Origin of the sequence: Mesorhizobium sp. M4A.F.Ca.ET.022.05.2.1, from assembly GCF_003998845.1 — a bacterium.
Classification (GTDB): domain Bacteria; phylum Pseudomonadota; class Alphaproteobacteria; order Rhizobiales; family Rhizobiaceae; genus Mesorhizobium.
The window spans coordinates 1-5,874 of record NZ_RZOJ01000377.1 but is presented as its reverse complement, the minus strand read 5'-3'; the positions used below and the strand labels follow the sequence as shown (position 1 = coordinate 5,874).

The 5,874-nt window shown below is 64.4% G+C and carries 5 protein-coding genes and 1 pseudogene; 1 reads left to right on the top strand and 5 read right to left on the bottom strand.

Going from position 1 to position 5,874, the window contains the following annotated elements:
- From EN745_RS28030 to EN745_RS28015, 4 genes and pseudogenes are all read right to left on the bottom strand, one after another.
- Positions 1-264: pseudogene (locus EN745_RS28030) on the bottom strand (carbohydrate ABC transporter permease); the annotation flags it as partial.
- On the bottom strand, positions 261-1,127 hold the full coding sequence (locus EN745_RS28025; RefSeq protein ID WP_126057030.1) for a sugar ABC transporter permease: 867 nt from the start codon (positions 1,125-1,127) through the stop codon (positions 261-263). The gene EN745_RS28025 and the pseudogene EN745_RS28030, both read right to left, overlap by 4 nt.
- 107 nt (positions 1,128-1,234) lie before the next feature.
- A complete protein-coding gene (locus tag EN745_RS28020; RefSeq protein ID WP_126057029.1) occupies positions 1,235-2,509 on the bottom strand; it encodes an extracellular solute-binding protein in 1,275 nt (424 codons plus the stop codon).
- Positions 2,510-2,749: 240 nt separating this feature from the next.
- Complete coding sequence (locus EN745_RS28015; protein WP_127405454.1) at positions 2,750-3,667, bottom strand: AraC family transcriptional regulator; 918 nt, start codon at positions 3,665-3,667, stop codon at positions 2,750-2,752.
- 207 nt (positions 3,668-3,874) lie between these two features.
- On the opposite strand from EN745_RS28015, the gene EN745_RS28010 reads away from it, so the two are divergent.
- On the top strand, positions 3,875-5,278 hold the full coding sequence (locus EN745_RS28010) for an MATE family efflux transporter (protein WP_127422752.1): 1,404 nt from the start codon (positions 3,875-3,877) through the stop codon (positions 5,276-5,278).
- A 43-nt stretch (positions 5,279-5,321) separates the two neighbouring features.
- Here the strand turns inward: EN745_RS28010 and EN745_RS28005 are convergent.
- On the bottom strand, positions 5,322-5,874 hold a 553-nt coding region (locus tag EN745_RS28005), incomplete at its 5' end, for an ABC transporter permease subunit (protein WP_127422751.1).

The following is a 5,874-nucleotide window of genomic DNA, read 5'->3' as shown; positions in this document are numbered from 1 at the left end:
GAGCACGATGCCGATCAGCACCGCCGCACCGCAGGCCACGATCGAGTTGTAGAGCCCGGTCAAGACGCTGTCGCGGCCGAGAATGTAGGCGATGTTGGCAAGCGTCGGCGTGAACACCAGGCGCGGCACCCGCGTGATGATGTCGACATTGTTCTTCAGCGCATTGAGCGCCGTCCAGACGAGCGGAAACACGGCGAGGAATCCGGCCAGCGCCAGGATGGCCTTGGCGATCAGGCGGCCCGGTCTTATCCGATATTGCTTCATGCCTGCACCCGCTTCCACAGCAGCGTGAAGGTGATGACCGTGGCGATCATCATCAGCACGGCCATCGCCGAGGCGTAGGAGACTTTGCCGGACTCGATGAAGCCTTGCGAGAAGGCATACATATCGAGCGTCTCGGTCGCGACGCCCGGCCCGCCGCGCGTCATCACATAGATCAGGTCGAAGGAGCGCAGCGACTCGATCATCTTGACGAACATCAGGCTGATCAGCGGCGCCTTGAGCATCGGCAGCGTCACATAGGTGTGGATCTGCCAGCGCTTGGCATGGTCGAGCCGCGCCGCCTCGATCGGCTGCGGCGGCAAGGTTTCAAGCAACTTCAGTATGATGACGGCGAAGAACAGCCCCCATTGCCAGACATCGACCGAGGCGACTGCGAACAGCGCGGTCGAGGCCTTGGAGAGCGGATCGAAGATCAGTCCGCCGGTGACCAGCCGGTAGGGATAGGTGGCGATGCCATAGAGCGGATGGTAGGCGAACTTCCACACGAAGGCCGCCGAGACACGCGGCAAAAGCACCGGGATGATGAACAGCAGGCAATAGATGTTGCGCAGCCGCGGCGACGCCACTTCGAACATCAGCACGCCGAGCCCGATCGCAACCACCATGGTCGCCACGACGGTGACGATCTCCCATTTGACCGAGACCCAGACGGCGTTGAGGAAGCGGCGGTCGAGGAAAAGCTCGGCGAAATTCGAGAACCACACCCAGGAATAGCCCGGCGAACTCAGCTCGCGGTTCTGCAGGGCGATGACGATGGCGTAGAGCGTCGGCACCATCGACAGCACCAGCAGGATGGCGAGCGTCGGGACAAGAAATGTGACGGGCAGGGAAGAGCGTCGGCGCATGGCCTATCCTCGCGGGCCTTTCGGGTGTTGGCGGGTCTGAAGAACCCGCGGCGCGCAGGTCCGGCATTTCGGCGAATGCCGTGGACCGCGCGCCGCGGACGGGAGGACTACTTCTTCTTCACCAGCTCGTTGGCGTAGGCCTCGAGCTCGTTGAGGCTGCCCTTGATGTCGGTTCGCGTGCCGGTGACCAGCTCTTCGAGGATGATGCCCCAGCGGTCGCCGAGATCCGGCCAGCGCGGATCCTGCCAGAAGTTCACCGCCGTCACCTTGCCGGTTTCGGCCAGCGCCTGGCCGAGATCGGCGCCGTAGATGTCGGCGAATTCCTTGCTGGACAGGATGCTGGTGCGGTTGAGCTCGCCGAACTGGTGCGCGTCGAGCCGGCGCTTCTCGTTCTCCTTCGATGTCGCCCAGGCGACGAACAAGCCGGCGCACTTCTTCGAGGCGTCGTCCGGATTGGCCTTCGTCGCGATGGCGAGGCCATGGCCGTAGCCGCCGCCAGGCAGTGGCGCGGGCGGCGGCAGGAAGCCGACCTTGCCGACCACCTGCGAGGTTTTCGGATCGACCGCCATGCCCGACAGCGGCGTCGATTCGACGAGGATGGCGACCTGGCCGGAGAGGAAGGCGCCGGTCGATTCATCCCAGCTGCCGGTCTGCGTGCCGGGCGCCGAATCCTTGAACAGCTTGAGGTAGGTCTCGGTCGCCTTGACCGCGGCGTCCGAATTGAAAGCCGGCTTATCGCCGTCGAACCACTTGCCGCCATAGGCCTTGAAGTAGGGCATCCAGCGCCAGACATTGGCGCCCGAGCCGCGCGCGCCGCGCAGCGCGATGCCGTACATGCCTTTGTCGGCATTGGTCAGCTTCGGCACGTCGGCGAGCAGATCGTCCAGTGTCTTCGGCGGCTGGATGCCGGCGGCCTCCAGAATGTCCTTGCGATAGACCATCAGGTCGCCGCCGCCGGTCAGCGGCGCGAACCAGACCTTGCCGTCATAGGTGGCGACCTTCTGCCGGCCCGGATCGAAGTCGGCGAAGTCGTATTCGGCCGGATAATAATCGGCGAGCGGCGCGATCCAGCCGGACGACGCGAACAGCGCGACATTGGCTTCGTCGACATAGTAGACGTTGTAGTTGCCGACGGTGGACGCATCGGCGCGCGACTTTGCCCGGCGGTCGTTCTCGTTGAGGTAGTCGATCTGGAAGCCGGCGCCGGAGAGCTTCTTGAACTCGTCCTTGGAGTCCTCCAGCAGCGTCAGTCCGTCGCGCGGCTGCGCCAGCACCTTGACCGGCGCCGAGCAGACCGGCGCCTGCGCCAGCGCCATCGTTGAAGCGGAAGCGGTAAGCACGAAAGCTGCGCCCAGGCTGGCAGCGAGCCGAGTTGATTTCATTGGTTTTTCTCCTCCAGGAATCGTCGCGGGAAGCGGCTGTCCTCGGGCTAAGCGACCCTCACCGTCGCCCGAGCGACTTGCCACCCGTCGCCAAAATGAGGAGTTGCAAAGGGGCACGCTAGAAGCCCCGTTGCAGCAAACCTGTACTTTTATGCATTGTGCGGCGCAAAAAACCACCAAGGCGGGACCGACCTGTCACACGAGTATCAGTGCTGTTTTGGGAGTCGGTTCTCGACCGGATCAGGCCCGCATCGCCAGCCGCTGCCGCGACAGCTTGCGGTAGGATGACGGCGTCATCTTGTGCTTGCGCAGGAAGGCGCGGTTAAAGTTGGAGATGTTCATGTAGCCGACCTGGAAGCAGATGTCGGTGATCGGGATCTCGGTGTCGGAAAGCAGCTTGCAGGCCTGCCACAGCCTGAGTTTGGCGACATGGTCGCTGAAGCTGTTGCCTGTGTTCTTCTGGAAGAAGCGCGAGAATGTGCTTTCGCTCATCCCGGCCAGCTCCGCCACATCCGGCAGCTTCAGGTCCTCGGCGAAGTGCTGGAACAGATAGGTCAGCGTGCGCTGGATGATGTCGAGCGATTGGGCGTCGAGCAGCGGCGAGAAATCGGGCGACGACAACAGCTCGTATTCATCGGTGCTGGCCAAGAGGTCGACCAGCTCGAGGAACAGGCAGAGCCGTGGCAGCCCGTGCACCGTGCCCATCCGTTCCAGCAGCGCGGCGCCGTCGATTGCCGTCTGTCCGTGGAAGACCATGCCGCGCAGCGACCGCTCCAGGAACGGCTCCAACTCGCGCAGCTCCGGCAGCAGGCCCGCCGAGCCGCGCAGCCGCTGCGGATCGAACTGCAGCACGATATCGCGCCCTTCGATCAGCTCGCCGGGCTGCACGGCGGTCACCCAGTCATGCGGCAGGCCACCGCCGACGATCGCCAGGTAACCCGGCCCGAACTCGCCGATATGATCGCCCACCAGCGCCACGCCCGACGATTTCCTGAGCAAATGGATTTCGTATTCCGGATGGAAGTTCCAGACGTTGCGTTCCCACGGATAGTCGTCCAGACGCCATAGGAAACTGTCGCTCGCTTCGGTGACGATATGCTCGAAGGAGGGCACGGTGCGCGGGATCGCGGCGGTATTTTTCCTTTGTCTGAACGTCATCCATTCCTCCCGTCCCGGAAACCCGTAGCAGGCTCCGCGCGGCAAGTGAACGAGGCGCCGGCGCCGCTGGCTCAATGGTTCGCCGCCCGTCCTCCTTGCCTTCATGTCGCATTTCGTTCAATAGACGACGCAAACGGCGCCATTTTGCGCCGTTTGTGTGCGGCTTCCGGGCTCTGTCCCGACGCGCCGTGGTCTGAAGAGCGGAAAATGTCTGCGATCGAAGCCGGCGCTCGCGCGCCGGAAAATCTTTGGCGTCAGGAAATCAGGGCGACGCTGGCGCTTGCCTGGCCGATGGTGCTGACCAATCTCGGCCAAACCGCCATGACCGCGACCGACGTCATGATGATGGGCCGGCTGGGGCCGGACACGCTGGCAGCCGGCGCGCTCGGCGCCAACCTCTATTTCATGCCGCTGATCTTCGGTCTCGGCCTGATGCTGGCGACCTCGCCGATGATGGCGACCGAGCTCGGTCGCCGCCGCCATTCGGTGCGCGACCTGCGCCGCACCGTGCGCCAGGGCCTGTGGCTGGCGATCCTGATCTCGATCCCGATCTGGGTCTTCCTCTGGCACGGCGAGAGCGTGCTTCTGGCCATGGGCCAGGAGCCCAGGCTGGCGCATCAGGCCGGCATCTATCTGCGCTGGCTGGAATGGGCGGTGCTGCCCTTCTACGGCTATATCGTGCTGCGTTCCTTCATCTCGGCGCTGGAGCGGCCGGGCTGGGCGCTGGTCATCGTCTTCGTCGCCGTCGCCTGCAACGCCTTCTTCAACTGGGTGTTCATGTTCGGCAATCTCGGCGTCGCGGCGATGGGCATTTCCGGCTCTGGCCTCGCCACGTCGCTGTCCAGCACGCTGATGTTCGCCGGTTTGGCGGCGGTGGTGATGCTCGAGCAGAAATTCCGCCGCTACCACCTGTTCGGCCGCTTCTGGCGCTCCGACTGGCCGCGCTTCAAGGGTCTGCTCAGGCTCGGCCTGCCGATCGCCGGCATCCTCGCTTTCGAGGTGACGATCTTCAACGCCGCGGCCCTGCTGATGGGTCTGATCGATGCGGACTCACTGGCCGCGCACGCCATCGCGATCCAGATCGCCTCGATCTCCTTCATGGTACCGCTCGGCCTCAACCAGGCCGTCACGGTGCGCGTCGGCCTGGCTCATGGCGCCGGCAATCCGGAAGGCGTCTCCCACGCCGGTTGGACGGCCTTTGTCATCGGCGTTTCCTTCATGGCGCTGATGGGGCTGGTGATGATCCTGTGGCCGCACCTCCTGATCAGCGCCTTCATCGATCTGACCGATCCGGCCAATGCCAGGGTGATCGCGCTTGCCGTCTCCTTCCTGGTCTTCGCCGCGCTATTCCAGATCTTCGACGGCGCGCAGGCGGTGACGGCCGGCATGCTGCGCGGCCTGCACGACACCAAGGTGCCGATGATCTATGCCGCGATCGGATATTGGGGCGTCGGCCTGCCGCTTGGCGTGCTGCTCGCCTTCGATTTCGGCTTCAACGGCGTCGGCATCTGGATCGGCCTGTCGTCGGGACTGGCGGTGGTGGCCGCACTTCTGCTGGCGCGCTGGCTGCGGCGCGACCGCATCACGCCGGCGCTGTCCTACGGGCATTGAGGAACGGCCACCGGGATCGATGGCCGTTGCGTTTCACGGGTATTCAGTTGCCGTCGGAAGACATGGCGCCGAGCAGCCTGCGGATGTCGCCGAACCTGGCGATCGAGCCGAACACCAGCGACGCCACCGCGACGAAGAAGATCGACACCGCGGCCATCGTTGGCGTGTAGCCGTAGCGCAGCGCGTTGAAGATCTTGATCGGCAATGTCTCGGTGGTGAAGCCGATCGTCATGTAGGCAACGATATACTCGTTGAGCGACAGCACGAAGGCGAAGGCGTAGCCGGAGACGAGATAGGGCAGGATCAGCGGCAGCACCACCGTCTTCAGCACCTTGCGGTCGTCGGCGCCCATCGTCGCCGCCGCCTCGACCAGCGAGCGGTCGATCGAGGCGAAGCCCAGCGACAGCGTCACCAGCGGCAGCGTCACGAAGAAGATCGAGTGGCTGATGATGGCGGTGAAGAACTGGCCGAACAGCCCGACCGTCGCCCAGAAGCTCAGGAAGCCGAGCGCCGTGATGACCGGCGGCAGGATGAAGGGCGCCAGCCCCAACACCTGGAAGATGTTCGCCCATGGCGCGATGCGCCGCCACAGGAAC